Below are 25912 nucleotides of genomic sequence, written 5' to 3' on the forward strand. Positions count from 1 at the left end.
AAAAAACGTTGATAGTATTCGCGTTACTGAAGTAACGCATCTCGCCCCTGGCGGATGTCGCGCGGTGACCAGTTGAATTCACGGCGAAACAGAGTCGAAAAGTGGTTACTGTCGCCAAAACCGCAGCGATAGGCGATCTCCGTGACGCTTTCATCGCTATGACGTAACAAGTGACGGGCTTTGATCAGACGCAGGCGGTTGAGATAACGCTGCGGCGTCAACCCGGTTTGCTGTTTCAACTGGCGATGCAACGTGCGCAGAGAAAGCGAAAACCGTTCGGCCAGCGCCTCCCAGCAGACCTCCTCCGCAAAATGGTCTTCCAGCCAGGCTATCAGATGATTCAGCCGCGCATCGTTATTTTCCGCCCCTTCCATCAGGCTGCTTTTGCGTAACAGCACCAACAACTGCATAAACAGAATTTCGCGATGGGCCAGGCCGGGAAGATCGCTCTCATCGCCATCCTGTTCCATCTTTGCCACCAGTTGCCGCACCTGTTGGAGCACGCTTTGGTTCACTCGCCAGTGGGAAGGATAGACGCCGTCCAGCTCCTGCGGCAGTAGCTGATTCAGCCCGGATAAAAACTGGAACGCATCGGGCGAGCGATAGAGCACATTCGTCAGGCAAAGATTATCCGTATGTTCATATAAGTGTCGATCATGGTCGCGAACAAAGCAGACCGTACCGCCGCTGATGGTGTAGGGCTGGCCGTTAAACACATGAATACCCGTGCCATGTTCAACTATCACAATCTCATGGAAATCATGGTGATGCTCAGGAAAAGCGGACTGCGGAAGCCGGGGTTCAATGGCCACGGGCGCATTACCTGATGGAAAAAAATCCACGCTGTGCAGTACGGTCATGATGGCTTCCTGAGCGAATGAACATGTCCAAAATAGTAATTAAGGGTTAGCCACCGCACCTTAAATTTTTGACGCGAAACCGCGCAAACACGGTCAATTTTTCAAGAAAGGGCGGGAAAGATCCGGAAATGCGGACGGCGTCACATCCGGGAAGAACAGGCTAATTACCGGAAACTGTGAAGGTTATCACGTTCATCTTTGCTATCTTGCCAGCGGCCAATTTTGCCTGTCAGTAACAAGAAGGTGAGCGTTTACGAGGTTTTCTAGACTGGGCCTAATGAAACTCAGAAGGACCTCACTATGACTTTTCACCATTGTGTCGCTGTCGATCTTGGCGCCTCCAGCGGACGGGTAATGCTGGCACGCTATGACAGTGAACATCGCACTCTGACGCTGCGTGAAATTCACCGCTTCGTTAACTGCCTGCAAAATCAGGACGGTTTCGACACATGGGATCTCGACAGTCTCGAAGACGCCATTCGCCTGGGCCTGGAAAAAGTCTGCGATGAAGGCATTCGCATCGACAGTATCGGCATTGATACCTGGGGCGTGGACTATGTCCTGCTCGATAAGCAAGGCCAGCGCGTCGGGCTACCCGTGTCTTACCGTGACAGCCGCACCACAGGCGTAATGCAGCGCGCACAGGAACAGCTCGGTAAAGGCAACATTTACCAACGCAGCGGGATTCAGTTCCTGCCGTTTAACACGCTCTACCAGTTGCGCGCGCTGGTCGAGCAGCAGCCGGAACGGCTTTCTCAGGTGGCACACGCGCTACTGATCCCCGATTACTTTAGTTTCCGGCTGACCGGCGAACTGAACTGGGAATACACCAACGCCACCACCACGCAACTGGTCAATATCAACAGCGACGACTGGGATGACACATTGCTGGCGTGGACGGGCGTAGACAAAGCGTGGTTCGGTCGTCCTACCCATCCGGGTAATGTGATTGGTTACTGGATTTGCCCGCAGAAAAATCGCATTCCCGTCGTCGCGGTCGCCAGCCACGACACCGCCAGCGCGGTGATCGCCTCGCCGCTGGCCGACAAACACAGCGCGTATCTCTCCTCCGGCACCTGGTCGTTAATGGGCTTTGAAAGCCGAACGCCTTACACCAACGACGCCGCGCTGGCGGCCAACATTACCAATGAAGGCGGCGCGGAAGGCCGTTATCGGGTACTGAAAAATATCATGGGGCTTTGGCTGCTGCAGCGCGTACTGAAAGAGCGTCAGGTGCGCAATCTGCCTGCGTTGATCGCGGCAACAGAGGCGCTGCCCGCCTGCCGCTCTCTGATTAACCCAAATGACGATCGCTTTATTAATCCTGCCGATATGAGCGCCGAAATTCAGGCCGCCTGTCGTGAATCCGGCCAGCCGGTACCAAACAGCGATGCGGAACTGGCGCGCTGTATTTTCGACAGCCTGGCGCTGCTGTACGCCGATGTGTTGCAGGAACTGGCGGCACTGCGCGGCGAAACCTTCAGCCAGTTGCACATTGTCGGCGGCGGCTGTCAGAACGCCCTACTGAATCAACTCTGCGCCGATGCCTGCGGCATTCGTGTGATGGCCGGCCCTGTTGAAGCCTCCACGCTCGGCAACATCGGTATCCAGTTGATGACGCTGGATGAGCTGAGCAATGTCGATGACTTCCGCCAGGTCGTCACCGCCAACTACGACCTGACGACTTTTATCCCTAATCCTGACAGTGAAATTGCCCGCTACGTTGCGCAATTTCATTCAAAACGACAGACAAAGGAGCTTTGCGCATGACCACTCAACTGGAACAAGCCTGGGAACTGGCGAAACACCGCTTCGCCGCAGTAGGTATTGATGTCGAGGAGGCGCTGCGCCAGCTCGATCGTCTGCCGGTCTCGATGCACTGCTGGCAGGGCGACGACGTAGCCGGATTTGAAAACCCGGAAGGATCGCTCACCGGCGGTATCCAGGCCACCGGCAACTACCCGGGTAAAGCACGTAATGCCCATGAGCTACGCGCCGATCTGGAGCAGGCGCTCAGCCTGATCCCCGGTCCAAAACGCCTGAATCTACATGCGATTTACCTGGAATCCGACACCCCGGTCGCCCGGGACAAAATCAAACCGGAACACTTTAAAAACTGGGTCGAGTGGGCGAAAGCGCATCAGCTTGGTCTGGATTTCAACCCGTCCTGCTTCTCGCATCCGCTGAGCGCCGACGGCTTCACGCTGGCGCACGCCGACGACACCATCCGTCAGTTCTGGATCGATCACTGTAAAGCCAGCCGCCGCGTATCCGCCTACTTTGGCGAACAACTGGGCACGCCGTCGGTGATGAATATCTGGATCCCCGACGGTATGAAAGATATCACCGTGGACCGCCTGGCCCCGCGCCAGCGCCTGATGGACGCGCTGGATGAGGTCATCAGCGAAAAGCTGGACCCGGCGCACCATATCGATGCCGTCGAAAGCAAACTTTTTGGTATCGGCGCGGAAAGCTACACCGTCGGCTCCAACGAGTTCTACATGGGTTATGCCACCAGCCGTCAGACCGCGCTATGTCTGGATGCGGGCCACTTCCATCCGACAGAAGTGATCTCCGACAAAATCTCCGCCGCCATGCTGTATGTGCCGCGTCTGCTGCTGCACGTAAGCCGTCCGGTGCGTTGGGACAGCGACCACGTGGTGCTGCTGGATGATGAAACCCAGGCGATTGCCAGCGAAATCGTGCGTCACAACCTGTTCGACCGCGTACACATCGGTCTCGACTTCTTCGATGCTTCCATCAACCGCATCGCGGCATGGGTTATTGGCACCCGCAACATGAAAAAAGCGCTGCTGCGTGCCCTGCTGGAACCGACTGAACACCTGCGCCAGCTTGAAGCCAGCGGCGATTACACTGCACGCCTGGCGTTGCTGGAAGAGCAAAAATCGCTGCCGTGGCAGGCGGTCTGGGAAATGTATTGCCAGCGTCATGACACGCCAGCCGGCAGCCAGTGGCTGGAAAGCGTTCGCGCCTACGAGAAAGAGATTTTAAGCCAGCGCGGTTAACCCATTATTGCCGGATGGCGCTGCGCTTATCCGGCCTACTGAATACTCAATGCCATCGGGCATTCAATAAAACAGGTACACCCTTTATGCAAAATATTCTCGATGCCTGGTTTGTCCAGGGAATGATTAAAGCCACCTCCGACGCCTGGCTGAAAGGCTGGGACGAGCGCAACGGCGGCAATCTGACGCTGCGCCTTGACGAAGCCGACATCGCCCCCTTCAGCGCCGACTTCCATAAAACGCCGCGCTACATTGCCCTGAGCCAGCCAATGCCGCTGCTGGCGAACACGCCGTTTATCGTGACCGGTTCGGGTAAATTCTTTCGTAACGTACAACTCGATCCGGCCGCTAATTTAGGCATCGTGAAAGTAGACAGTGACGGGGCGGGATACCACATTCTCTGGGGACTGACGAACGACGCGGTGCCGACCTCTGAGCTGCCAGCTCACTTCCTGTCGCACTGTGAACGCATCAAAACAACCCACGGTAAAGATCGCGTGATCATGCATTGCCACGCCACCAACCTGATAGCCCTGACCTATGTGCTGGAAAACAGCACCGCGCTTTTCACCCGCAAGCTGTGGGAAGGCAGCACCGAATGTCTGGTGGTCTTCCCGGATGGCGTGGGCATTCTGCCGTGGATGGTGCCGGGAACCGACGAGATAGGCCAGGCCACCGCGCAAGAAATGCAGAAACATTCGCTGGTACTGTGGCCATTCCACGGCGTGTTCGGCAGTGGCCCGACGCTGGATGAAGCGTTCGGGTTAATCGATACCGCCGAAAAATCCGCCGAAGTGTTAGTCAAAGTGCTGTCAATGGGCGGAATGAAGCAGACCATCCGCCGTGAAGAACTGATCGCGCTGGGTAAACGCTTTGGTGTTACCCCGCTCGCCAGTGCTTTAGAGCTGTATTGATAACAACATCGCGCCCCGCTCGCTGGGACGGGGCGAACGCTGTCGCCGATGTCGATGTGGCTAACGGTTTTGAGTGAAAGGTTGTGGCAATCTCCCTAATTGGGGGTATTCGTACGATGGAAGGGATCGGTCACGTTGTCCGCTGCCTGTGCGGTGCGTTGATCGTGGTGATCTCACTGCCGATCAGGACCCGCCGATTGTTGCGACGAAGACGCATCAGAATCCCTCCGGCGACATGGAGTTTTGCCGCCGGAAATATCATCATCTTAAGGAGAAAAAAACATGAGCTTTATGCTGGCACTTCCGAAAATCAGTCTGCACGGCGCGGGCGCGATTGGCGATATGGTGAATCTCGTTGCCAATAAGCAATGGGGTAAGGCGCTGATCGTCACTGACGGTCAACTGGTTAAGCTGGGCCTGCTCGATAGCCTGTTTGCGGCGCTGGATGAGCACAAAATGTCGTACCACCTGTTCGATGAGGTGTTCCCGAACCCGACCGAAGCGCTGGTACAAAAAGGCTACGCGGCTTATCAGGAAGCGAACTGTGATTACCTTATCGCCTTTGGCGGCGGCAGCCCGATCGATACCGCTAAAGCCGTGAAAATCCTTACCGCGAACCCGGGGCCTTCCACCGCCTACTCCGGCGTGGGGAAAGTGAAAAACCCAGGCGTACCGCTGGTTGCCATTAACACCACTGCCGGGACCGCTGCCGAGATGACCAGTAATGCCGTGATCATCGACTCCGGACGCCAGGTGAAAGAGGTCATCATCGATCCGAACATTATCCCGGATATCGCCGTGGACGATGCCAGCGTGATGCTGGAAATCCCGGCCTCCGTGACGGCAGCAACCGGTATGGACGCGCTGACCCACGCGGTGGAAGCGTATGTTTCCGTTGGCGCGCATCCGCTGACTGACGCCAATGCGCTGGAAGCGATTCGCCTGATCACCCTGTGGCTGCCAAAAGCGGTCGATGATGGCCACAACCTGGAAGCGCGCGAGCAAATGGCGTTTGGCCAGTATCTGGCGGGAATGGCGTTTAACAGCGCCGGTCTGGGGCTGGTTCACGCCCTGGCGCACCAGCCAGGCGCCACGCATAACCTGCCGCACGGCGTTTGTAACGCGATCCTGTTGCCGATTATTGAAAACTTTAACCGCCCGAACGCGATCGCACGTTTTGCCCGCATCGCGCAGGCGATGGGTGTCGATACCCGTGGTATGAGCGATGAAGCAGCAAGTATGGAAGCGATCAACGCCATCCGCGCGCTAAGCAAACGTGTCGGTATTCCGGCTGGTTTCAGCCAGCTTGGCGTCACCAAAGAGGATATCGAAGGCTGGCTGGACAAAGCGCTGGCGGATCCGTGTGCGCCATGTAACCCACGCACCGCCAGCCGTGAGGAAGTGCGCGAACTGTATCTGGAGGCGTTATGATCCGCAAAGCGTTCGTGATGCAGGTGAATGCCGGCGCGCACGATGAGTATCAGCGTCGTCATAACCCCATCTGGCCGGAACTGGAAGCCGTACTAAAGGCTCACGGCGCGCATCATTACGCGATCTATCTCGATGCGCCGCGTAATTTGCTGTTTGCGACTGTAGAGATTGAGTCCGAAGAACGCTGGAATGCCGTTGCCAGTACTGACGTCTGTCAGCGCTGGTGGAAATATATGCGTGACGTGATGCCCGCGAATCCGGATAACAGCCCGGTGAGTGCAGAGCTGAAAAACGTGTTTTATCTGGAGTAATCGATGAGCCCGGTTGCCGCTGTGGGCTGTTCCAACCGGGCTTTTTTGAATAAAAATTAAGGTAATAAATAGTTAAACGTAATCACTCATGAGGGGATTTTATACCATACCGGTGGAATTCGAGGGTCGCTAAACCCTGTTCGGCCACCAGAATCGCCTGGGTATCCGCTTCCAGCGCTTTAAAAATATGCTCCTGATCGGCGGGATAACAAATATAGTCGCCCTCACTTAACACTTCTGGCGCTTCCGTCAGGCCGACCTGCGCTTTTCCTTTCGTCACAATAATATGTTCGATCGATCCCGGCGGATGCGGCTGAGAAATGCGATCTGCGCCGGGCTGGGTTAAAAGCAGATAGATATCGCGCCGCGCACCCGGTGGGCAGGCGGCCAGCAAAATCGCCTGATAGTGCGCCTGCTCAGCCACCACTTTTGTGCCCTCACCGCAGCGGATCACCTGCGTTTTTTGCATCTGTGGCTCCAGCAACTGCGCAAAGGGAATATCCAGCGCCACACAGAGCGACCAGAGGGTTTCCAGACTAGGATTACCCTTGCCCGCTTCCAGTTGAGAGAGCGTCGACTTGGCGATCCCCGCCCGCCTGGCGATTTCTGCCAGAGATAGCCCCGTCCGCTGACGTTCACGAACCAGACTTTTAGCAATCACGCTGATGGGTTGTGTCATACACCACTCCATTTTTATATCGAACGAATCGTTCGTCTTGTAAAACATCTTTGTTGCGTTCATTATAATGGAAATTCGTTCGATATGGCTAAATCATGAAGCACATCTTCTCCTGCCTGAAGGCAGATACGATCAAAGCAATTTTCCTGGTCTGCCTGGCAGTGGGCGTGGTGGGGATGTCCTACGGCTCACTGGCGATGGCTTACGGCTTCCCGGTCTGGGTGCCGTTTGTCCTCTCTATTTTTGTGCTGGCGGGCGCATCCGAATTCATGTTTATCGGCATTGTCGCCAGTGGCGGTAATCCGTTAGCCGCCGCTGCCGCAGGCTTGCTGGTAAACGCCCGACATATCCCGTTTGGCGTGACGGTACGCGACCTGGTCGGCACCCGTGCGGCGAGTTTTTTCGGCTGCCATATTATGAACGACGAAAGCGTGGTATTCGGCCTGTCGCAGAAAACCCCGGAGCAGCGCAAAGCAGCCTACTGGCTGTGCGGCCTCGGCGTCGCTATTCTGTGGCCGCTGGGAACGTTACTGGGTACGGTCGTGGGTCAGATGCTGCCTGCTCCGGAAACCATCGGGCTGGACGCCGTGTTCCCGGCAATCCTGCTGGCACTCGTCGTCCCGGCGTTTAAAAACCGCACCACCCTGGTTCGTGGCCTGAGCGGCGCCGTCGTGTCGCTCGCCGCCGTGCCCTTTGCGCCGGTCGGACTGCCGGTTCTGCTCTCCCTGCTGGGCTTACTGACGAGGAAAAAATAATGGGCAACATGACGCTTTTCATTATCGGTATTGCCATTTTATCGGCGGGGACCTATTTGATGCGCCTCGGCGGCGCCAGACTCGGCAGCCGCCTGGCGCTTTCGGAGCGCTCTCAGGCGCTGTTATCCGATGCCGCCACGGTTCTGCTGTTTTCCGTCGCCCTGGCCACGACCTTCTACGAAGGAGAACATTTTGCCGGTATGGCACGCGTCCTCGGCGTCGCATTCGCGGTTTTCCTCGCCTGGCGCAAGATGCCGCTGATTGTGGTGATCGTCGCCGCCGCCGTGGTAACCGCGCTGCTGCGAATAACAGGGATACAGTAAAAAAGCGCCCGTGGGCGCTTTGTTAGGGTCGTTCAGGTTTTCTCTATCTGTTCGCCTATCCAGGCGATAACGGCGTCCATATCCGGCGTTTGCTGTTGGTCAACCGTGAATACCGGCCCGAGCCGCATTGGCTCAGCGTGTTCTGCCAGTTGCGCCAGTTCGGGTAAATACTCCTCACCGGGATGACCTGGTTTACGATCCTGTAAGCGAGTCGCATAACGCGTCACCGCCAGCTCAGGCGTGATCTGGTTCCACACCTCCACCACCTTCTCAACGCCCGCCTGCTGCAACAACTGCTGTAATGTCTCCCGAGGCTGGAAGCCAAACCAGGCGTCAACCAGCCAGACAACGCTTGCCGGAGAGTGGCCAATGATCGACCAGATCACCTCATAGGCCGCACAGCCCAACTGCCGGTTGAAAGGCCGGTCGATATCCGTAAAGCGTGCCATAAACGGCTCTTTGATCCCATCAATCGTCAGCAGCGGCAGACTGAATGTCCCGGAGAGCTGACGGGTAATCGTGCTTTTGCCTGACGCGGGGACCCCGTTGATTAAAATGACTGTTTTACAGTCTGGCGAGAGGTGTCTTTTCATAGCAGCGCGACCACCTCTTCCCGGGAATTTGCCGCCCGCAGCTTCGCCATGCGTTCATCGTTATCCAGTAACGCGACAATAGCGCGTATGCCCTCTTCGATATGCGCATTACTGTCCTGTGCGCCAAACATAATGACAATGTCGGCGGCTTCACTGTCAGCAAACTGAATCGGCGTATTGAGTAATACCATGCTAAAACAGTTACGCTTCACACCACACTCAGGCCGCGCATGGGGGATCGCAACGCCCTCATCAAACACATAATACGCTCCGTGACTGAGGGTATTATCGATCACCGCCTGTCCGTATTCCGCTGAAATATACCCTTTTGCGACCAATGGACGGGCCGCCAGTTGAATCACCTTCTGCCAGTCAGTTTCCGCTACGCCAACCTGAATCGCATCGGCCTCGATAAGTAATTCTTTTATCGTCATGAAGACTCCCTAAGAGCTTAACGAATCCGGCTCTAAATATTTCGGCGAATAACATTACGTAGCTCATCTATACGCACAAAAAGCGTATCAATTTCCTGTCGGTGCGTTTGGCTTTTGGCATAAACTGACAACGCCCGATTATAGATAAGCATTAATGACTTCTGTATTTCGCCATTACCCGGATTGCCCTGCAGTTCACCTTCCAGCCTGGCGATTTCTCCCGCCAGAACACGAGATTGTTCATCATAATCTTCCGGCGGGCGTGTTTCTTTTTTCCATAGCGACTTCAAAGATTCAAACATAGCGATCCCCCGCCCTGATGGACAACAGGGCAACAAAATATCATTCATTAATAACGGAGTTATTTAAATAACGCGATCTTTTCCATTAATACCTGGGTGACGGCATTATTTGCCGGAATTAAAAACTTACGTACGCTGTCATTCACTTTGCCTTTCTCAAAGGTATTTTTACACTGGTCGACCCACTGTACGTTCATTTCCGTGCCGACATTCACTTTATTAATGCCTTCAGTGACGGCCAGGCGCATATCGTCGTCACTCACCCCTGTCCCCCCGTGTAATACCAGCGGAACACCGGTCGCGGCGCTGATCTCTTTCAGCCGCTGATGTTGAATTTGTGCCTTGCCGGTATACAGGCCGTGTACCGTACCCACCGACACCGCCAGCATGTCGACTCGTGTTTCATCAACGAAGCGTCTGGCATCTTCCACCGTCGTAAAGCAGATATCTTCTGCCGCCACCGCTTTACCATCCTCTGAGCCGCCGATGGCCCCGAGCTCGCCTTCTACCGTAATATTTCGCGGTCGCGCCATCTCCACTACGATGCGGGTATTACCGATATTTTCATCCAGCTCAAGATGCGAGCCGTCATACATGACCGAAGAGAACCCGGCATTCATCGCCGTCTCAATGGCGCTGATATCAGAGCAGTGATCCAGATGCAGGCAGGTCGGGACATTCTCGCTCTCCGCCAGCGAACGCACCGCATCCACCAACAGGCGATAGCCCAGATATTCAGCCGTCCCGGTCGAGATCTGAATCATTAACGGGCTGTTCGTTTTTTGCGCCGCTTTAAAAAACGCGGGCAGCATTTCAATACAGTGCAGATTAAAGGATCCAATCGCTTTGAAATTTCTTTCCTGGCCGATTTTTAGGATCTCGTTGAAGTTATAAAGACTCATGAACATTTTCCCCTTTTGGCTTAGCGGATTTACCGTTGACGAACCACGCCAGTGCGGCAACAAAAACAATGAACAAGGCAACAAACAGCCAGTTATTCTGGAAGGCGTGGCCCAGGACGAGGCCAGAGCTGATAACGTCTGAATCGCTGAACGTGACGCCGGTAAAACCGTAAGTTTCCAGCATCGGCACCAGAATCGCTGGCAGGAAGGTGATGAACAAACCGTGAACCACACCCCCAATCATCGCGCCGCGACGACCGCCCAGCGCATTGCCAAAGACGCCCGCCGTCCCCCCGGCGAAGAAGTTGGTTAGCAGACCCGGTAGAATCATCGCCAGACCAAACATCGGGAAGACCAGCATGCCGATGATGGAACCGACGGTTGTCGCCAGGAATCCGACAATCACTGCGTTGGGTGCATAAGGGAACAGAACCGGACAATCCAGCGCAGGCTTAGCGTCCGGGACGATACGCATGGCGATACCGCGAAACGCCGGAACCAGTTCGTTGAGCAATAAGCGTACGCCGCTGTAGAGCACGAAGACGCCAGCTACAAACTGAATGGACTGCATGAAGGCAAACATCAGGTAGTTAACACCGCCGGAAAACTGAGCGATATATTCCGGACCCGCCGCCAGCGCCGGAATGAGGTACATCGGCACCATCACGACCGCCATGGCGAGATAAGTATCCTGTAAGAACTTGAAGTTATCAGGTAACTCAAGATCTTCCGTGGAGCGAGACCCTTTGCCTACCACTTTAGCCACTGCGGCCTGGACCAGATAACCAATGGTGCAGAAATGTCCCAGCGCCACATCATCCGAGCCGGTAATGCGTCTGACCACCGGTTGCGCCAGCGCAGGCATCAATACCGCCATCACGCCGCCAAAAATCCCACCGGTTAAAATCAGCGGCAGTCCGGTGAGGCCTGATTTATAGCCAATAACCGCGCCAATGGTCGCCATCCACAATAACGCCTGTCCGGTCAGGAAGATGTATTTCAGCGGTGTCAGGCGCGCAATAATGATATTGACGGCAAAAATCACCATGAGCGTTAACGCCACTTCCGAACCCAGTTCACGGTTCGCTAACCCGGCAATGGCGGCCACATCGGTAATATAGCCCTTCATGCCAAATCCCTGAGTAAAAATATCGTTCAGGAAGGTCAGCGTGGCGACAATAATATTAATGCCAGCCATCATGATTAAAAAACCAAGCAGCGTTTTAAACGTGCCTTCTGCGGTTTTCCCCGGCGATTTCTTTTGCAGGATCAGACCGAGCATCGCGATAAAAGCAATTAATATCGATGCCTGCCCGAGCAAATCTTTAACGATGAATTCAACGATACTATTCATAATCGGCTACCTTCAGATTCCGCTCTTTTAAAAACGCGACGATCTTAGCTTCAATTTCGTCTTTGTCCGTGAGCTTATTCAGTACCACAACCCGTTTAATTTCTTCTTCACTGGCATCCGCCGTTAAGATGTCAGCAAAGGTTTTTTGCGTCAGGATCATGTCAGATTTAAACGCGCCTGCTTCGGATACTGTGGTATGTTCGATATGCGCAGGAATTTCCAGTTTCTTTAAAACCGCTTTCGCCGTCATTTCAATAGCAAAACTTGAACCGAGGCCGCAGCCACATACGCAAAGAATTTTCAGCATGTAAGGTCTCCTCAAATAATATTGAGTTGTTTGGCAAGTTTGTAATGATGTCCTTCTGTATCGACCAGACGTTTTTTCATACTTACGAGATCAATCGGAATAGGTTTATTGCTTTGATTAATAATAATTGCTTTATTTTTCATCCCTGACTGAATGCACCGAACCACTTCGCTCGCCATAATGGTGCCCTGATAAATTTCTTCACAGGTCGGATCGCCATTACGTAAACCGTAACCGACAATGGTTTTCCGAATTCGCTCGCCGATACGCGGTTCGAGTTGTTTAATCATGGTATCAATCGCCCCCTGAAAACCGGGGGAATATTCTCTGGTGTAGCCTTCTGAGCACAGAATTATCACGCTGTTCTGGGTGGCCAGTTTTTGCTTTACCCGTTCTGCTAAAGCTTCAAGCGACATCTGGGACTCTGGAATCAGGGCGATATCCGCATTGCATTTAATCGCAGATTGCAGGGTTAATTCGCCACAATAGCCACCCAATAACTCCACCATAAACACGCGACCGGGTAGGGCTCTGCCCGTATTTCGTAAACGAGAAACCTCCTTAATAATCTGTTCGCAGGCAGTCGAAAAACCAATCGTATAATGACTACCGTAAACATCATTATCGATGGTCATGCCCACACCAAAACAATTAATATCAAATTCGCTCAGGGTATTGAGAAACTGTAAACTGCCGTCGCCGCCAGCCATAATCAGTACATCAATGTGCAGCGACTTGAGTTTTCTGGCGATCGTTTCATATTCGCTACGCTGCAATTTACGGGTTGTTCTTCCCGAGGTAATAATGGGTATCGCTGCAATGGAAAAATCGACCAAATCACGCCACGCCACGTCATGGTGATTTTTCTCCAGCAAACCGGGGATCCCACCATTGAATAAGGTAATTTTTGCATCCGCGAGTCTGGCGATCTGGAATATAAAGTTATTAATTCCAGAAACATCGCCACCACTAATGACAATACCAATTTTCATTGCGTTTCCTCCGAAGCACCCGTGGAAACATTTTTCCCTGACTTCAAGCCTGTTATTTGCAATGAAGATCACATTATGATGATAAATTCCGTAGCGCGGAATATTGACAGGATGATTACATGGTTGTTTTTTGTGACTAACATCTCATTTTAAGAGGGTGCATCCGCGAGGCATCCATTTTTAATTTCGTTAATTATCATTGCGTTAATTGACACAGAAATCTTTTCTTTTAAGCGGTTGTCTTCCGCTTCCTGCATCGATGTTATGAAAAGAGAGAAATGTGAGAAATATCGCATTTTTTTGCGACCGGGAGGTTTATTTACGCCTTATTTCGTTCTGCCTCACTTTGCAAACTGTGGGCTTGCGCACAAAGCCTGTTGATGCTTAGCCCACATTATGTCACTCCGCTCAGACATATTGCCGCTCATCACAACACGGTCTCCTCGTTAAAATCTTCATAACGCGTTTTAACGGAGTTCCTTTATGTCCATGCTCACAACACGTTGCCTTGATCTGAATATTCAGGGCAACAGTCCTTATTCCATTCTTAAACAACTTGCGGAAATGGCCTTTCGCAATGGCGCCATCACCGACCGACAGGTGTTTCTACAGACGCTTTTGATGCGGGAAAAACTCCACTCCACCGGATTTAGCTCAGGCGTCGCCGTGCCGCATGGCAAAAGCGACTGTGTAAAACATCCCTTTGTTCTGTTCGCCCGTCACGCTCAGGGCGTTGACTGGCGCGCCAGCGATGGCGAAGTCGTCAATTGTTGGATCTGCCTCGGCGTACCGCAATCCGGTGAAGACGCTCAGGTTCAAATCATCGGCACCCTGTGTCGCAAAATCATCCATCAGGATTTCATCAATCAACTGAAACAAGGCGATGCCACTCAGGTGCTGACCTTGTTAAATCAGACCCTAACCTCATAAGGAAGCGGCTATGGAGTCATCCTTACGTTTAGTGGCGATCACCAACTGCCCTGCCGGTATCGCTCATACTTACATGGTGGCGGAAGCGCTGGAGCAAAAAGCGCGCTCGCTCGGATATACGATAAAAGTCGAAACCCAGGGTTCAAGCGGTGTCGAAAACCGACTGACTCAGGATGAAATTGCCGCGGCCGATTACGTGATTTTAGCCACCGGTCGGGGATTAAGCGGTGAAGATCGGGCGCGATTTGCCGGGAAAAAAGTCTATGAGATAGCCATTGCGCAGGCGCTGAAAAATATCGACCTCATTTTCACGCAATTACCGTCACACTCTCAGCTTTTTGCCACCGACAACGGCGTAAAACTCGGTAAGCAGGATGTCCCGCAAGGCAGCGTCATGAGCCATTTGATGGCGGGGGTTTCCGCCGCGCTGCCGTTTGTGATCGGTGGCGGTATTCTGGTTGCCATCGCCAATATGCTGGTGCAGTTCGGCTTACCGTATACCGATATGTCGAAAGGTGCGCCGTCATTTTCCTGGATTGTCGAATCCATCGGTTATCTGGGCTTCACCTTTATGATCCCGATTATGGGGGCTTACATCGCAGGGTCGATTGCTGACAAACCCGCATTCGCCCCGGCATTCCTGGTCTGTTATCTGGCTAACGATAAAGGATTGCTCGGCACCCAGTCTGGCGCCGGTTTTCTCGGCGCGGTAGTACTTGGCCTGGCAATCGGTTATTTCGTGCTGTGGTTTCGCAAAGTGCGTCTCGGCAAAGCGCTTCAACCGCTGCTGGGATCAATGCTAATTCCGTTTGTCACACTGCTGGTATTTGGCGTACTGACCTATTACGCCATCGGCCCGGTCATGTCAGACATCATGAGTGGCCTGTTGCATTTTCTGAATACGATCCCACCCTCCATGAAAATGGGCGCAGCCTTTCTCGTTGGCGCGATGCTGGCATTTGATATGGGTGGACCTATCAACAAAACCGCCTGGTTCTTCTGTTTCTCACTGCTGGAAAAACATATTTACGACTGGTACGCCATTGTCGGCGTCGTCGCGCTGATGCCGCCCGTCGCGGCAGGCATTGCCACGTATCTGACGCCAAAACTGTTTACCCAACAGGAAAAGGCTGCTGCCAGCAGCGCCATTGTCGTCGGTGCCACCGTCGCCACCGAACCCGCGATTCCCTATGCGCTGGCCGCACCGCTGCCGATGATCACCGCCAATACGCTCGCCGGTGGAATTACCGGCATGCTGGTGATCGCCTTCGGAATCAAACGTCTCGCGCCGGGATTGGGTATCTTCGACCCGCTGATCGGCCTGATGTCTCCGGTCGGTTCCTTTTATCTGGTGTTGGCTATCGGTCTGGCACTGAATATTGCGTTGATTATCATCCTGAAAGGGCTATGGCTGAAGCGGAAGGCCGCACAACAGGAGCGTGCAAATGAACAGTGAATTACTTCAACAGCTTTGCGAAGCCAGCGCCGTCAGCGGTGATGAGCAGGACGTTCGCACGATCCTCATCAAGACGCTGGAACCCTGTGTGGATGACATCACCTTTGACGGCCTCGGCAGCGTTATCGCCCGCAAAGGTCATCGTGGGCCTAAGGTTGCGGTCGTCGGCCATATGGATGAAGTTGGCTTTATGGTCACCCATATCGACGACTGCGGTTTTCTGCGCTTCACAACGATTGGCGGTTGGTGGAATCAGTCGATGCTGAACCATCGGGTCACTGTCCGCACTCGTAAAGGCAGTAAAATCCCGGGCGTTATCGGCTCCGTTGCGCCACATGCCCTGACCGAAAAGCAAAAACAACAGCCGCTGACCTTTGACGAAATGTTCATTGATATTGGCGCAAACAGCCGCGAAGAAGTGGAAACTCGCGGCATTGCAATCGGTGATTTCATTAGCCCGGAAGCAAACTTTGCCCGTTGGGGCGAAGATAAAATTGTGGGCAAAGCGCTGGATAACCGTGTTGGTTGCGCCCTGATGGTAGAACTTTTGCAGTCCGTCGATAATCCAAATATCACCCTATACGGCGTGGGTAGCGTGGAGGAAGAAGTGGGGCTGCGCGGCGCGCAAACCTCTGCAGAACATATCAAACCCGATGTGGTTATCGTCCTGGATACCGCCGTGGCGGGCGATGTGCCCGGTATCGACAGTATTAAGTATCCCCTGAAACTGGGCGACGGTCCTGGGCTTATGCTGTTTGATAAGCGTTATTTCCCTAATCAAAAACTGGTCGCCGCATTAAAAGCCAGCGCGGCAAGCAGCGATTCTCCTTTGCAGTTTTGCACCATGAAAACCGGAGCGACGGACGGCGGGCGTTATAATGTGATGGGCGGCGGGCGTCCCGTTGCGGCGCTCTGTTTACCTACGCGTTATCTGCATGCCAACAGCGGCATGATTTCCGCAAAGGATTATGACGCGTTGTTTACCTTAGTGCGCGAACTGCTCATGTCATTTACTGCCGAAAACATCAGCACGTTAACTGATTTTCGCCAGGTGATCTGATGCTCAATGAACGCCAGTTAATGCTCGTCGATCTGCTTGAACAACAGCCCTGTTCGCTGAACGAGCTGGCGAGGCAAACTGGCGTGTCGGGTAGAACGATCCTGCGTGATATTGATTATCTTAACTTTACGCTCAGCGGTAAGGCCCGCATCCAGCCTGGTGGCAGTGCGGGTTATCAACTGGACATTATTGACCGGCGTAGCTTTTTCCAGCTTCTGCAACGCCATGATAACGACGATCGCTTGCTGGCGTTCTTGCTGTTGAATACGTTTACTCCCCGCGTCCAGTTGGCCGCTTCGCTTAACCTGCCCGAAACCTGGGTTGCCGATCGCCTGTCCCGACTGAAGCAACGCTACGAACGGGCATTTTGTCTTTCCAGTCGCCCGGGCGTAGGCCATTTCATTGATGAGCCTGAGGAAAAACGCATTATTCTGCTGGCGAATCTGCTCAAAAAAGACCCGTTGTTAATTCCGCTACCCGGCGTGACGCGAGACACTGTCGAACGACTTAACAGCGCATGCGAACCTCTTCTTGCTGAGTTCCCACTGACGTCGGGAGAATACCTCGCAAGTCTGGTGCTGGCGGTCTACGCACTGCGTAATCAACTCTCGGGCACATGGCCGGAATGTCGACAGACATCGCTAAAAAATGCCGTAGAACAGGGCGGGATCTATCTTGGCGAGAACGCGTTCAAAACGCTACACGGGCTACTGGATAAACAGCAACAACAGGCTATGACCCTGTCTGCTGAAACCGTGATTGCGTTGCTACAACGCGTTCCTGGTGTGGCCACCTTGAACATTATCGATACGCAACTGGTTGAAAATATCACGGGTCATCTGCTGAGATGCGTTTCAGCCCCCGTTTGGGTACCGGATCATCGCCAGAGCAGCATGAACAACCTGAAAGCCGCCTGGCCGACGGCGTTCGATATGAGCCTGCGATTCATTGCTCTTTTGCGTGAACAACTTACGATTCCATTGTTCGACAGCGATCTGATCGGACTTTACTTTGCCTGCGCGCTGGAACGGCATCAAAATGAGCGTCACCCCATCATTTTGTTATCCGATCAGAATGCGATTGCCACCATTAACCAGCAGGCCATCGAGCGTGACGTATTGAGTTGTCGGGTGATGATCGCGCGGACTCCCGGTGAGGTGCATGCAATAAGTCAGGAGGTCGAGCCGCTATTGATCGTCAATAACAGCCATTATTTACTGGACGACTCATTAAAAAATGTCCTGACAATTAAAAATATCATTTCTGCCGCCGGCACCGAGCAAATCAAAAGCTTCCTTGCGACCGCGTTTATTCGCCAACAACCGGAGCGCTTCTTTTCAGAACCGGGAAGTTTTCACTACCTGAATACTCCTGACGAAACCTGGCATAGCATTACCCGTCAGATTTGCGCCCAACTCGTGGCGCAGCAACATATCACCCGCGATGAGGCACAGCGTATCTGCGCCCGTGAAGACGAAGGTGAAAACCTGATTGTGAATCATCTGGCGATCCCCCACTGCTGGGGCGAGCAGGCGCGTCGCTTTCGCGGATTTTTCATCACTCTGGCCTCTCCCGTTCAGGTGAATAACGAACCGGTCAGCCATGTGTTAATTGCCTGCGCCGCCGCGGACGCACACCATGAATTAAAAATTTTCAGCTATCTGGCAAGCGTATTATGCAGCCATCCGGCAGAAACCATTTGTGGGTTAACTGGCTATGACGCGTTTATCGCGCTACTAAAGCAGTAACGACAGAAACAAAAAAAGCGCCTCAAGGGCGCTCTTTCGACAATGGAGATGAACTTATTTCAGCAGTTCCGCCGTCATGTGCACGCGGTTGCCGGTGTAAGCCTGGGTGATTTTGTAAGAGCTTGCGCCAGCCTGTTCCGCCTGTGCGGCGATTTTCGCTTCAGTGCTTTCCAGGGTCGACCCGGTTGCCGTTACGGACTGGGCAGCGAAAGAACCGAAAGAGGTAGCGAGAGCGATAACTGCGACAAAAGTTTTGATGCTTTTCATGATGTAAACCCTTTAACTTAGTTGTTTGAGTAAGGCACCGTGCCTTGATGTGATAAATCATAGGCCGTTACTCAGACAACTAAAAGCGGAAGGATTTGCCCATCTTATTCAAATAAACTGAACTTAAATCACTCAGCGATTAAACGCTGCGGATGAGTATAAATGGTCGCCCTGCCCGGTTTGCAGAAACCCACCAGCGTCAGGTTACAGCGCTCAGCGACTTCCACCGCCAGCGTGGTGGCCGCAGAAACGGCAAACAGGATCTCGATACCGCACATTGCGGACTTTTGTACCATCTCATAACTCGCACGACTGGATACCAGCGCCGCCCCCGCCATCCAGCTTTCGCCTTCTGCGGCGCGACGCCCCAGCAGTTTGTCCAGCGCGACGTGACGCCCAACGTCTTCATGTCCGCCCGCCAGTTCGCCCGATGGCAGCACCCATGCCGCAGCGTGCGTACACCCGGTAAGTTGCCCCACCGGCTGGTAATCCTTCAGATGCCGTAGCGCGTGGTCGAGATTTGCGAGGTTAAAGGTCTGGGTGAACGGCAGCGGCTGCACCGGTTTACCGATATCATTGAGCTGCTCAACGCCACACACGCCACAGCCGGTGCGTCCGGCCAGCGCGCGACGACGTTCTTTCAGCCCCATAAAACGGCGACTGGAAAGTTCGATCTGGACTTCAAGGCCGTTACAGGAGGGGACAACATCCATACCATAGATCTCGCGCGGGCTGTCAATAATGCCCTCGGAGAGGGAGAAACCGACCGCAAAGTGGTGCAGATCCTTCGGCGAGGCCATCATCACAACATGGGAAATGCCATTGTAGACCAGCGCAACGGGCACCTCTTCAGCCACCTCATCCGGCTGAGGATGTTGCAAGTCCTCACGCTTCCACAGGTTAACCTGGCGAGAGCTTGTGACATTTATCACATTTCCGACTTCTTCTGGATGTATCTTATTCACTTTCTTTTAACCGTATAAGAACACACGTACCAACATTGTGGTATTCTGTCACAACCCCAGGCAGGACGCCGGGAAATTGACCCAATTCTGGACCTTTGCGGTCCTGTCCGCAAAGAAAAATAACAACCACTTTCTGAACATTCGGCACGAATGTGAAAGAGAAGTGACAATGTCGAAAAGGAGCAAACCATGCAGGTCAGCAGAAGGCAGTTCTTTAAGATCTGCGCTGGCGGTATGGCAGGCACCACGGCGGCGGCACTGGGCTTCGCGCCCGGCGTAGCGCTAGCGGAAACACGGCAATATAAACTGCTGCGCACCCGCGAAACCCGTAATACCTGCACTTACTGTTCCGTTGGTTGTGGGCTGTTGATGTACAGCCTCGGCGACGGTGCTAAAAACGCCAAAGCGTCTATCTTCCATATCGAAGGTGATCCGGACCATCCGGTCAACCGTGGTGCGCTCTGCCCGAAAGGGGCCGGTCTGGTGGACTTCATCCACTCCGAAAGCCGCCTGAAATTCCCGGAATACCGCGCGCCAGGCTCGGATAAATGGCAGAAAATCAGTTGGGATGAGGCATTTGACCGCATCGCGAAACTGATGAAAGAAGACCGCGATGCCAACTACATTGCGCAAAACGCCGATGGCGTTACCGTTAACCGCTGGCTGTCTACCGGGATGCTGTGTGCTTCCGCGTCCAGTAACGAAACCGGCTTTTTAACGCAAAAATTCACCCGCGCGCTCGGTATGCTCGCGGTCGACAACCAGGCGCGTGTCTGACACGGACCAACGGTAGCAAGTCTTGCTCCAACATTTGGTCGCGGTGCGATGACCAACCACTGGGTCGACATCAAAAACGCCAACCTCGTCGTGGTGATGGGCGGCAACGCCGCTGAAGCGCACCCGGTCGGGTTCCGCTGGGCGATGGAAGCGAAAATTCACAACGGCGCGAAGCTGATTGTGATCGATCCGCGTTTCACGCGTACGGCGTCGGTGGCCGATTTCTATGCCCCAATCCGTTCGGGTACTGACATTGCCTTCCTGTCAGGCGTCATGCTGTACCTGCTGACTAACGAAAAATATAACCGCGAATACACCGAGGCCTACACCAACGCCAGTCTGATCGTGCGTGAAGATTTTGGCTTCGAGGACGGCCTGTTTACCGGCTATGACGCGGATAAACGCAAGTACGACAAGACCAGCTGGAACTATGAGCTGGACGAAGAGGGCTTTGCCAAACGCGATACCACACTGCAACACCCGCGCTGCGTCTGGAACCTGCTGAAACAGCACGTCTCCCGCTACACGCCGGACGTGGTGGAAAACATCTGCGGTACGCCAAAAGCCGACTTCCTGAAAGTCTGTGAGTACATCGCAGAAACCAGCGCGAAAGACAAAACCGCGTCGTTCCTGTATGCCCTCGGCTGGACACAGCACTCCATCGGTTCGCAGAACATCCGCACGATGGCGATGATCCAGTTGCTGCTCGGCAACATGGGGATGGCGGGCGGTGGCGTTAACGCCCTGCGCGGTCACTCCAACATTCAGGGGCTGACTGACCTGGGCCTGCTGTCACAAAGCCTGCCGGGCTACCTGACGCTGCCCAATGAAAAACAGCCTGACCTGCAAACATACCTGGCCGCCAACACGCCGAAACCGCTGTTGAAAGATCAGGTCAACTACTGGGGCAACTACCCGAAATTCTTCGTCTCGTTGATGAAGGCCTTCTACGGCGATAAAGCGACAGCGGAAAACAGCTGGGGCTTTGACTTCCTGCCGAAGTGGGACAAAGGGTACGACGTGCTGCAGTACTTCGAGATGATGAAAGAGGGTAAGGTCAATGGCTATATCTGCCAGGGCTTCAACCCGGTCGCGTCATTCCCTAACAAAAACAAGACGATTGCATCTCTGTCCAAACTGAAGTTCCTGGTGACGATCGACCCGCTCAACACGGAGACCTCCACCTTCTGGCAAAATCACGGTGAGTCGAACGATGTGGATCCGTCGAAAATCCAGACTGAAGTGTTCCGTCTGCCCTCCACCTGCTTTGCCGAAGAGAACGGTTCGATCGTGAACTCCGGCCGCTGGCTGCAGTGGCACTGGAAAGGTGCGGACGCCCCGGGGATCGCGGTCACCGATGGCGAAATCCTGGCCGGTATCTTCCTGCGCCTGCGCAAAATGTATGCTGAGCAGAGCGGCGCCAACCCGGAACAGGTGCTGAGCATGACCTGGAACTACTCCACCCCACATGAACCGGCATCGGAAGAAGTGGCGATGGAGAGTAACGGGAAAGCACTGGCCGATCTCATCGACCCGGCTACGGGCGCGGTGATCGTGAAGAAAGGCCAACAGCTCAGCTCGTTTGCTCAGTTGCGTGACGACGGCACCACCTCCAGCGGTTGCTGGATTTTCGCCGGTAGCTGGACGCCGGAAGGCAACCAGATGGCGCGTCGCGATAACGCCGATCCGTCTGGTCTGGGCAATACGCTGGGCTGGGCATGGGCGTGGCCGCTGAACCGCCGTATCCTGTACAACCGTGCTTCCGCTGACCCACAGGGCAACCCGTGGGATCCGAAGCGCCAAATCCTGAAATGGGACGGCGCAAAATGGAGCGGGATGGACATTCCGGACTACAGCGCCGCCGCACCCGGCAGCGACGTCGGGCCGTTCATCATGCAGCCGGAAGGGATGGGACGTCTGTTCGCTCTCGACAAGATGGCGGAAGGGCCGTTCCCGGAACACTACGAACCGTTTGAGACGCCGCTGGGTACCAACCCGCTGCACCCGAACGTGATCTCCAACCCTGCCGCCCGTATCTTCAAGGGCGACGCCGAAGCGTTGGGTAAAGCCGATAAGTTCCCGTACGTCGGAACCACTTACCGTCTGACCGAGCATTTCCACTACTGGACCAAGCATGCGCTGCTTAACGCTATCGCGCAGCCGGAACAGTTTGTGGAGATCGGCGAGACGCTGGCGAACAAGCTCGGCATCGCTCATGGCGACACCGTTAAAGTCTCCTCTAATCGCGGCTATATCAAAGCCAAAGCCGTGGTGACTAAGCGTATTCGCACGCTGAAAGCAGACGGCAAGGATATCGATACTATCGGTATTCCGATTCACTGGGGCTATGAAGGTGTGGCGAAGAAAGGGTTTATAGCGAACACCCTGACGCCGTCGGTGGGTGATGCCAACTCACAAACGCCGGAATTTAAGTCCTTCCTGGTGAACGTGGAAAAGGTGTAACGGAGACGACTTATGGCTTATCAATCGCAAGACATTATCCGTCGTTCCGCGACTAACGGTCTCACCCCCGCGCCTCAGGCGCGGGACTTCCAGGAAGAAGTGGCGAAGCTCATTGACGTCACCACCTGCATCGGCTGTAAAGCCTGTCAGGTGGCCTGTTCCGAGTGGAACGACATCCGTGATGAAATCGGCAGCAACGTCGGGGTCTATGATAACCCGGCGGATTTAACCGCCAAATCCTGGACGGTGATGCGCTTCTCGGAAGTGGAGCAGAACGACAAACTGGAATGGCTGATCCGCAAGGATGGCTGTATGCACTGCGCCGATCCGGGCTGCCTGAAGGCGTGTCCGGCAGAAGGGGCTATCATTCAGTATGCCAACGGGATTGTCGACTTCCAGTCTGAGCAGTGCATCGGCTGTGGCTACTGCATCGCCGGTTGCCCGTTTGACGTGCCGCGCCTGAACCCGGAAGACAACCGGGTTTATAAATGCACGCTGTGCGTTGACCGCGTGACCGTCGGCCAGGAACCGGCCTGCGTGAAAACCTGCCCGACGGGTGCTATCCACTTTGGTTCGAAAGAGGATATGAAAACGTTGGCCGGCGAGCGCGTAGCGGAGCTGAAAACCCGTGGTTACGACAATGCGGGCCTGTACGATCCGGCAGGCGTAGGCGGGACGCACGTGATGTACGTGCTGCATCATGCCGACAAGCCGAATCTGTATCACGGTCTGCCGGAGAACCCGGAAATCAGCGCCACCGTAAAATTCTGGAAAGGGATCTGGAAGCCTCTTGCAGCGGTCGGCTTTGCCGCGACCTTTGCGGCCAGCATCTTCCACTACGTCGGTGTCGGCCCGAACCGTGCGGATGAGGAAGAGAACAACCTGCATGAAGAGAAAGACGATGAGGTGCGCAAATGAAAAGACGTGACACCATCGTGCGCTACACCGCGCCGGAACGCATCAACCACTGGGTCACCGCCTTCTGCTTCGTGCTGGCGGCGGTGAGCGGACTGGGCTTTTTCTTCCCGTCCTTCAACTGGCTGATGCAAATCATGGGGACACCGCAACTGGCGCGTATTCTGCACCCGTTTGTAGGCGTCATCATGTTTGCCTCGTTCATCATCATGTTCTTCCGGTACTGGCACCACAACCTGATCAATCGGGATGACATCTTCTGGGCGAAGAACATCCGTAAGATTGTCGTCAACGAAGAAGTGGGCGACACCGGGCGGTATAACTTCGGTCAGAAATGCGTGTTCTGGGCGGCAATTATCTTCCTGGTGCTGCTGCTGGTGAGCGGTGTGATCATCTGGCGTCCATACTTTGCGCCAGCGTTCTCCATTCCGGTGATCCGCTTTGCGTTAATGCTGCACTCTTTTGCCGCCGTTGCGCTGATTGTGGTTATCATGGTGCATATTTACGCCGCGCTGTGGGTGAAAGGCACGATTACCGCGATGGTAGAAGGCTGGGTGACTCGCTCCTGGGCGAAGAAACATCACCCGCGCTGGTATCGTGAAGTGCGTGAAAAGCAGGATAAGACCCAGTCGTAAGCAAAGACTGTTCGTGAACCGATAAGTTAACGCCGGAGACTGAGTTTCCGGCGTTTTTTTAGAATGGCTTTTAGTTTTGACAAGTTTTTGACAACTTTATACAGATAACAGACCAACCGACGTTGCGGTCGCATAAGAATGGAGTCGATTCTTAAGACAAGGAGACGTACCGTGAATCTCAAACACCTCTTCGCAGCCCTGGCAATGGGACTGCTTGCGACAACAACGGCGGCACAACCGTCCGCGCCGAAAGTGACGATCAAATCCGAACTGGCTTCCCCTCTGGTGCTGGAAAACAGCCAGGACAAAAACTACCTCAAAGTGTCACTGACGGGTTTCCCGCTACATGCAACTAAACGCAGCCCGATCAACCTCGCACTGGTGATTGACCGCTCCGGCTCTATGGGCGGCGAGCGTATCGAACAAGCAACAGAAGCCGCCGTAATGGCGGTGAACACCTTAAGCGCCCAGGACACGCTCTCGGTGGTGATTTACGACGACGTCGTGGATGTCATCGTACCGGCGGCCAAAGTCGGCAATAAAGCGAAACTTATCAGCCAAATCCGTGAACAGCTGACCGCACGCGGCGGTACCGCACTGTTTGCCGGGGTCAGCCGCGGTATCAAAGAAACCAGTAAATTCCTTGATAAGGCCCATGTTAACCGCATCATCCTGCTGTCTGATGGCCAGGCGAACGTCGGTCCTTCCTCCACCAGCGAACTGGCGGAGCTGGGTAAGATCGCCGCCCGCAAAGGGATTGCCATCACGACGATGGGTATTGGCGAAGGCTACAATGAAGATCTGATGGCGGCGATTGCCCAGTACAGCGATGGCAACCACGTGTTTGTACAAAATACCGATGCACTGGAGAAGGCATTTGCCCATGAATTTGGCGATGTCATGTCCGTCGTCGCTCAGGATGTAGTGGTGCAAATTCATGTCGCTGACAACGTTAAGCCACTACGCCTGCTGGGGCGTGAAGGTGAAATCCGCGACAACACGGTGACCGTAAAACTGAACCAGCTTTATGCCAATCAGGAGAAATATGTCATGCTGGAAGTGCTGCCGGCGAAAGGCCAGGCCGCACAAAGCAAGCCGCTCGCTGAGATCAACGTCAGCTATAACAACCTCGCCACCGGGCAGAAAGAGCGCTGGGATGACAAGATGGCCATCAGCTATACCGCCTCTGCCAACGAAGTTCAGAAAGCGCAGGTGGAGGATGTGATCGTCGATTCCGCCATTCAGAAATCCGCCATTCAGAATGAGCAGGCGTTACAGCTCATCGATGAAGGCAAAATGGACGAGGCGAAAGCGATCCTGCGCGAAAACTCTAGTACACTCAGCGCGTTACCGCTTAGCGCACCCGCTGCCAGAATGAAGGCACAGGAGAGCGCAGAGGAAAACCTTAAGTTGCTGGACAGGATGGAAAGCGAAAGCAAAGAAGCATCGCGCAAGTCGCTGAAAGAACAGAGCTATAAAACCAAAAACCAGAGTTCGAAATCGAACTGATCCA

At 54.2% G+C, this 25912-nt stretch carries 26 protein-coding genes; 15 read left to right on the forward strand and 11 right to left on the reverse strand.

Annotated elements, in window-relative coordinates; translation table 11 throughout:
* Positions 1-23 precede the first annotated feature (23 nt).
* Positions 24-860: an HTH-type transcriptional activator RhaS gene (gene rhaS / locus QNN88_RS19740; RefSeq protein ID WP_414241702.1), complete on the reverse strand. Its 837-nt coding sequence runs from the start codon at positions 858-860 to the stop codon at positions 24-26.
* Positions 861-1160: 300 nt separating this feature from the next.
* Between rhaS and rhaB the strand changes: the two genes are divergently transcribed.
* The 5 genes from rhaB (at position 1161) to rhaM (ending at position 6542) form a co-directional block, all read left to right on the forward strand.
* The gene (rhaB, locus tag QNN88_RS19745) at positions 1161-2630 is read left to right on the forward strand and encodes a rhamnulokinase (protein ID WP_414241703.1); all 1470 of its coding nucleotides are present in this window, start codon (positions 1161-1163) and stop codon (positions 2628-2630) included.
* Positions 2627-3886: an L-rhamnose isomerase gene (rhaA, locus tag QNN88_RS19750; RefSeq protein ID WP_414241704.1), complete on the forward strand. Its 1260-nt coding sequence runs from the start codon at positions 2627-2629 to the stop codon at positions 3884-3886. Before rhaB ends, rhaA begins: the two co-directional genes overlap by 4 nt.
* 86 nt (positions 3887-3972) lie before the next feature.
* Positions 3973-4800 carry a rhamnulose-1-phosphate aldolase gene (rhaD, locus tag QNN88_RS19755; RefSeq protein WP_414241705.1) on the forward strand — a complete coding sequence of 276 codons (828 nt, stop codon included), beginning with the start codon at positions 3973-3975 and terminating at the stop codon, positions 4798-4800.
* A gap of 282 nt (positions 4801-5082) precedes the next feature.
* Positions 5083-6231, forward strand: a complete 1149-nt coding sequence (gene fucO, locus QNN88_RS19760) for a lactaldehyde reductase (RefSeq protein WP_414241706.1) — start codon at positions 5083-5085, stop codon at positions 6229-6231.
* Positions 6228-6542, forward strand: coding sequence for an L-rhamnose mutarotase (gene rhaM, locus QNN88_RS19765; protein WP_414241707.1), 315 nt, complete (start codon positions 6228-6230; stop codon positions 6540-6542). The genes fucO and rhaM overlap by 4 nt, the downstream gene beginning before the upstream one ends.
* An 82-nt stretch (positions 6543-6624) precedes the next feature.
* On the opposite strand, the gene QNN88_RS19770 is transcribed toward rhaM, so the two are convergent.
* The gene (locus QNN88_RS19770; protein ID WP_414241708.1) at positions 6625-7221 is read right to left on the reverse strand and encodes a helix-turn-helix domain-containing protein; all 597 of its coding nucleotides are present in this window, start codon (positions 7219-7221) and stop codon (positions 6625-6627) included.
* Between the two features lie 95 nt (positions 7222-7316).
* Between QNN88_RS19770 and QNN88_RS19775 the strand changes: the two genes are divergently transcribed.
* Both QNN88_RS19775 and QNN88_RS19780 read left to right on the forward strand, forming a co-directional pair.
* Complete coding sequence (locus QNN88_RS19775; protein WP_414241709.1) at positions 7317-7976, forward strand: AzlC family ABC transporter permease; 660 nt, start codon at positions 7317-7319, stop codon at positions 7974-7976.
* Positions 7976-8299 carry an AzlD domain-containing protein gene (locus QNN88_RS19780; protein ID WP_414241710.1) on the forward strand — a complete coding sequence of 108 codons (324 nt, stop codon included), beginning with the start codon at positions 7976-7978 and terminating at the stop codon, positions 8297-8299. The genes QNN88_RS19775 and QNN88_RS19780 overlap by 1 nt, the downstream gene beginning before the upstream one ends.
* A gap of 32 nt (positions 8300-8331) precedes the next feature.
* Here QNN88_RS19780 and QNN88_RS19785 read toward each other — a convergent pair whose 3' ends face one another.
* The 7 genes from QNN88_RS19785 to QNN88_RS19815 are packed head-to-tail and all read right to left on the reverse strand — an operon-like array spanning position 8332 to position 13183.
* Positions 8332-8892 carry an AAA family ATPase gene (locus tag QNN88_RS19785; protein ID WP_414241711.1) on the reverse strand — a complete coding sequence of 187 codons (561 nt, stop codon included), beginning with the start codon at positions 8890-8892 and terminating at the stop codon, positions 8332-8334.
* A complete protein-coding gene (locus QNN88_RS19790) occupies positions 8889-9326 on the reverse strand; it encodes a PTS sugar transporter subunit IIA (protein WP_414241712.1) in 438 nt (145 codons plus the stop codon). Before QNN88_RS19790 ends, QNN88_RS19785 begins: the two co-directional genes overlap by 4 nt.
* Before the next feature lie 32 nt (positions 9327-9358).
* A complete protein-coding gene (locus QNN88_RS19795; RefSeq protein WP_414241713.1) occupies positions 9359-9628 on the reverse strand; it encodes a hypothetical protein in 270 nt (89 codons plus the stop codon).
* Between the two features lie 59 nt (positions 9629-9687).
* On the reverse strand, positions 9688-10530 hold the full coding sequence (locus tag QNN88_RS19800) for a class II fructose-bisphosphate aldolase (protein WP_414241714.1): 843 nt from the start codon (positions 10528-10530) through the stop codon (positions 9688-9690).
* Positions 10517-11884 (reverse strand): PTS sugar transporter subunit IIC, encoded by a 1368-nt coding sequence (locus QNN88_RS19805; protein ID WP_414241715.1) that lies wholly within the window; start codon positions 11882-11884, stop codon positions 10517-10519. The genes QNN88_RS19800 and QNN88_RS19805 overlap by 14 nt, the downstream gene beginning before the upstream one ends.
* The gene (locus tag QNN88_RS19810) at positions 11877-12191 is read right to left on the reverse strand and encodes a PTS sugar transporter subunit IIB (RefSeq protein ID WP_414241716.1); all 315 of its coding nucleotides are present in this window, start codon (positions 12189-12191) and stop codon (positions 11877-11879) included. The genes QNN88_RS19805 and QNN88_RS19810 overlap by 8 nt, the downstream gene beginning before the upstream one ends.
* Before the next feature lie 11 nt (positions 12192-12202).
* Positions 12203-13183: a 6-phosphofructokinase gene (locus tag QNN88_RS19815; RefSeq protein ID WP_414241717.1), complete on the reverse strand. Its 981-nt coding sequence runs from the start codon at positions 13181-13183 to the stop codon at positions 12203-12205.
* Positions 13184-13666: 483 nt separating this feature from the next.
* On the opposite strand from QNN88_RS19815, the gene QNN88_RS19820 reads away from it, so the two are divergent.
* Genes QNN88_RS19820 through QNN88_RS19835 form a run of 4 tightly spaced genes read left to right on the forward strand, consistent with a single transcriptional unit; the run spans position 13667 to position 18377 of the window.
* The gene (locus QNN88_RS19820; protein ID WP_414241718.1) at positions 13667-14113 is read left to right on the forward strand and encodes a PTS fructose transporter subunit IIA; all 447 of its coding nucleotides are present in this window, start codon (positions 13667-13669) and stop codon (positions 14111-14113) included.
* Positions 14114-14123: 10 nt separating this feature from the next.
* Positions 14124-15569 carry a PTS fructose-like transporter subunit IIBC gene (locus QNN88_RS19825; RefSeq protein WP_414241719.1) on the forward strand — a complete coding sequence of 482 codons (1446 nt, stop codon included), beginning with the start codon at positions 14124-14126 and terminating at the stop codon, positions 15567-15569.
* Positions 15559-16629: an aminopeptidase gene (locus tag QNN88_RS19830; RefSeq protein WP_414241720.1), complete on the forward strand. Its 1071-nt coding sequence runs from the start codon at positions 15559-15561 to the stop codon at positions 16627-16629. Before QNN88_RS19825 ends, QNN88_RS19830 begins: the two co-directional genes overlap by 11 nt.
* Entirely contained in the window at positions 16629-18377 is a 1749-nt protein-coding gene (locus tag QNN88_RS19835; protein ID WP_414241721.1) for a putative frv operon regulatory protein, read from the forward strand. Before QNN88_RS19830 ends, QNN88_RS19835 begins: the two co-directional genes overlap by 1 nt.
* Before the next feature lie 54 nt (positions 18378-18431).
* Here the strand turns inward: QNN88_RS19835 and QNN88_RS19840 are convergent, their stop codons facing one another.
* On the reverse strand, positions 18432-18644 hold the full coding sequence (locus tag QNN88_RS19840) for a DUF1471 domain-containing protein (RefSeq protein WP_042325482.1): 213 nt from the start codon (positions 18642-18644) through the stop codon (positions 18432-18434).
* A 128-nt stretch (positions 18645-18772) separates the two neighbouring features.
* On the reverse strand, positions 18773-19609 hold the full coding sequence (gene fdhD, locus QNN88_RS19845) for a formate dehydrogenase accessory sulfurtransferase FdhD (protein ID WP_414241722.1): 837 nt from the start codon (positions 19607-19609) through the stop codon (positions 18773-18775).
* Positions 19610-19798: 189 nt separating this feature from the next.
* Here fdhD and fdnG point away from each other — a divergent pair, with 189 nt between their 5' ends.
* The 4 genes from fdnG to QNN88_RS19865 all read left to right on the forward strand — a co-directional run bounded on the left by fdnG (position 19799) and on the right by QNN88_RS19865 (position 25908).
* Complete coding sequence (gene fdnG / locus QNN88_RS19850) at positions 19799-22849, forward strand: formate dehydrogenase-N subunit alpha (protein ID WP_414241723.1); 3051 nt, start codon at positions 19799-19801, stop codon at positions 22847-22849.
* 12 nt (positions 22850-22861) lie between these two features.
* The gene (gene fdoH, locus QNN88_RS19855; protein WP_042998870.1) at positions 22862-23767 is read left to right on the forward strand and encodes a formate dehydrogenase O subunit beta; all 906 of its coding nucleotides are present in this window, start codon (positions 22862-22864) and stop codon (positions 23765-23767) included.
* Positions 23764-24399: a formate dehydrogenase cytochrome b556 subunit gene (gene fdoI, locus QNN88_RS19860; RefSeq protein ID WP_044257180.1), complete on the forward strand. Its 636-nt coding sequence runs from the start codon at positions 23764-23766 to the stop codon at positions 24397-24399. Before fdoH ends, fdoI begins: the two co-directional genes overlap by 4 nt.
* Positions 24400-24570: 171 nt before the next feature.
* Complete coding sequence (locus QNN88_RS19865; protein ID WP_414241724.1) at positions 24571-25908, forward strand: vWA domain-containing protein; 1338 nt, start codon at positions 24571-24573, stop codon at positions 25906-25908.
* The last annotated feature ends 4 nt before the right edge of the window (positions 25909-25912 follow it).

It is taken from the genome of Citrobacter sp. ANG330, assembly GCF_047467925.1.
In the GTDB taxonomy this organism is placed as follows: Bacteria; Pseudomonadota; Gammaproteobacteria; order Enterobacterales; family Enterobacteriaceae; genus Citrobacter_A; species Citrobacter_A amalonaticus_G.

Excerpts from the sequence above, each read along its gene's own strand:
- rhaS (WP_414241702.1), bottom strand. The coding sequence starts at position 860 with ATGACCGTACTGCACAGCGTGGATTTTTTTCCATCAGGTAATGCGCCC.
- rhaB (WP_414241703.1), top strand. The coding sequence starts at position 1,161 with ATGACTTTTCACCATTGTGTCGCTGTCGATCTTGGCGCCTCCAGCGGA.
- rhaA (WP_414241704.1), top strand. The coding sequence starts at position 2,627 with ATGACCACTCAACTGGAACAAGCCTGGGAACTGGCGAAACACCGCTTC.
- rhaD (WP_414241705.1), top strand. The coding sequence starts at position 3,973 with ATGCAAAATATTCTCGATGCCTGGTTTGTCCAGGGAATGATTAAAGCC.
- fucO (WP_414241706.1), top strand. The coding sequence starts at position 5,083 with ATGAGCTTTATGCTGGCACTTCCGAAAATCAGTCTGCACGGCGCGGGC.
- rhaM (WP_414241707.1), top strand. The coding sequence starts at position 6,228 with ATGATCCGCAAAGCGTTCGTGATGCAGGTGAATGCCGGCGCGCACGAT.
- QNN88_RS19770 (WP_414241708.1), bottom strand. The coding sequence starts at position 7,221 with ATGACACAACCCATCAGCGTGATTGCTAAAAGTCTGGTTCGTGAACGT.
- QNN88_RS19775 (WP_414241709.1), top strand. The coding sequence starts at position 7,317 with ATGAAGCACATCTTCTCCTGCCTGAAGGCAGATACGATCAAAGCAATT.
- QNN88_RS19780 (WP_414241710.1), top strand. The coding sequence starts at position 7,976 with ATGGGCAACATGACGCTTTTCATTATCGGTATTGCCATTTTATCGGCG.
- QNN88_RS19785 (WP_414241711.1), bottom strand. The coding sequence starts at position 8,892 with ATGAAAAGACACCTCTCGCCAGACTGTAAAACAGTCATTTTAATCAAC.
- QNN88_RS19790 (WP_414241712.1), bottom strand. The coding sequence starts at position 9,326 with ATGACGATAAAAGAATTACTTATCGAGGCCGATGCGATTCAGGTTGGC.
- QNN88_RS19795 (WP_414241713.1), bottom strand. The coding sequence starts at position 9,628 with ATGTTTGAATCTTTGAAGTCGCTATGGAAAAAAGAAACACGCCCGCCG.
- QNN88_RS19800 (WP_414241714.1), bottom strand. The coding sequence starts at position 10,530 with ATGAGTCTTTATAACTTCAACGAGATCCTAAAAATCGGCCAGGAAAGA.
- QNN88_RS19805 (WP_414241715.1), bottom strand. The coding sequence starts at position 11,884 with ATGAATAGTATCGTTGAATTCATCGTTAAAGATTTGCTCGGGCAGGCA.
- QNN88_RS19810 (WP_414241716.1), bottom strand. The coding sequence starts at position 12,191 with ATGCTGAAAATTCTTTGCGTATGTGGCTGCGGCCTCGGTTCAAGTTTT.
- QNN88_RS19815 (WP_414241717.1), bottom strand. The coding sequence starts at position 13,183 with ATGAAAATTGGTATTGTCATTAGTGGTGGCGATGTTTCTGGAATTAAT.
- QNN88_RS19820 (WP_414241718.1), top strand. The coding sequence starts at position 13,667 with ATGTCCATGCTCACAACACGTTGCCTTGATCTGAATATTCAGGGCAAC.
- QNN88_RS19825 (WP_414241719.1), top strand. The coding sequence starts at position 14,124 with ATGGAGTCATCCTTACGTTTAGTGGCGATCACCAACTGCCCTGCCGGT.
- QNN88_RS19830 (WP_414241720.1), top strand. The coding sequence starts at position 15,559 with ATGAACAGTGAATTACTTCAACAGCTTTGCGAAGCCAGCGCCGTCAGC.
- QNN88_RS19835 (WP_414241721.1), top strand. The coding sequence starts at position 16,629 with ATGCTCAATGAACGCCAGTTAATGCTCGTCGATCTGCTTGAACAACAG.
- QNN88_RS19840 (WP_042325482.1), bottom strand. The coding sequence starts at position 18,644 with ATGAAAAGCATCAAAACTTTTGTCGCAGTTATCGCTCTCGCTACCTCT.
- fdoH (WP_042998870.1), top strand. The coding sequence starts at position 22,862 with ATGGCTTATCAATCGCAAGACATTATCCGTCGTTCCGCGACTAACGGT.
- fdoI (WP_044257180.1), top strand. The coding sequence starts at position 23,764 with ATGAAAAGACGTGACACCATCGTGCGCTACACCGCGCCGGAACGCATC.